The sequence below is a fragment of the Larkinella sp. VNQ87 genome (assembly GCF_049445795.1).
In the GTDB taxonomy this organism is placed as follows: domain Bacteria; phylum Bacteroidota; class Bacteroidia; order Cytophagales; family Spirosomataceae; genus Larkinella.
In genome coordinates, this window is sequence record NZ_JBMSDT010000035.1 from 1 (window position 1) to 1,113 (window position 1,113).

Annotated in this window: 1 protein-coding gene; it reads left to right on the forward strand. The window is 50.4% G+C overall.

All coding sequences use genetic code 11. The annotated features are described in order from the left end of the window. Positions 1–62: 62 nt before the first annotated feature. Positions 63–1,106, forward strand: coding sequence for an IS481 family transposase (locus ACO2Q8_RS29320; protein WP_423348465.1), 1,044 nt, complete (start codon positions 63–65; stop codon positions 1,104–1,106). The last annotated feature ends 7 nt before the right edge of the window (positions 1,107–1,113 follow it).

Genomic DNA, 1,113 nt, shown 5'->3' on the forward strand with positions numbered 1-1,113 from the left:
TGTATTCTTAACTTTCTTGCTTGACAAAGTTAGTATTTTTAACTTTGAATAAAACCAAGAAAATGAATGCTAATCAAAAACTCGCTCAGCACCGTCTCAGTGTGCTGGAACTAGCCCAAGCCCTGGGCAGTGTGTCGGAAGCCTGCAAGCGCAAAGGCATGACCCGCACCATGTTCTACGAATACAAAAAGCGTTTTGTCGAGCAGGGCATCGAAGGATTAAAGGACTTACCGCCTATCGCCAAGTCCCACCCTTTCACCACGGCCCCCGAGGTAGTCGAACGCATTAAGCAACTGGCCCTGGAACATCCCGCCTGGGGATGCAATCGGTTGGAAGCGTTGTTGATGGCCGAAGGTCGGCGCGTCAGCAGTATCACCATCCAGGAAATTCTCAATCGCAACGCCTTAGGCAACCGTTATGACCGCTGGCTAGCCCTTGAGCAGCAGCGGGCCCAAGAGGGGCTGGAACTGTCGGCAGAACAGACGGCTTTGCTGGAAAAACTCAATCCACAGTACAAAGAACGCCATGTGGAATCCTCCACACCAGGCGAGCTTTTGAGTCAGGACATCTATCTGGTAGGCAGTATCAAAGGTGTGGGCAAAGTGTATCTGCACTCGGTTGTAGATACGTTTGGCAGCTACGGCTTTGGCTTTTTGCATACTTCCAAACAGCCCGAAGCGGCTGTAGCCGTGCTGCACAACGATGTGCTGCCTTTCTATGCTCAAAAGAAGCTGTCGGTGAAGACGATCCTGACGGACAACGGTCGAGAGTACTGCGGCACCGAGATGCATCCTTTTCAGATGTATCTGGCCTTAAACGAGATTGAGCACCGCACCACCAAGATCCGCAGTCCTCAGACCAACGGCTTTGTAGAACGCTTCCATCGAACGGTGCAAGAAGAGTTTGTCCAGACGATGTTTCGCCAGAAGGTCTATCTGACAGTCGAAGACTTACAATCCGATCTGGACGAGTGGTTAGTGTTTTATAACACGCAACGCCCCCACTTAGGCTACCGCAACATGGGACGCAGGCCCATTGAAACCGTCGAGCAGTTTTGCACTCAGCAAACAAATATCAAAAGTAAGATTGTCAAACAAGAAAGTTAAGAGTACA

Excerpts from the sequence above, each read along its gene's own strand:
- ACO2Q8_RS29320 (WP_423348465.1), top strand. The coding sequence starts at position 63 with ATGAATGCTAATCAAAAACTCGCTCAGCACCGTCTCAGTGTGCTGGAA.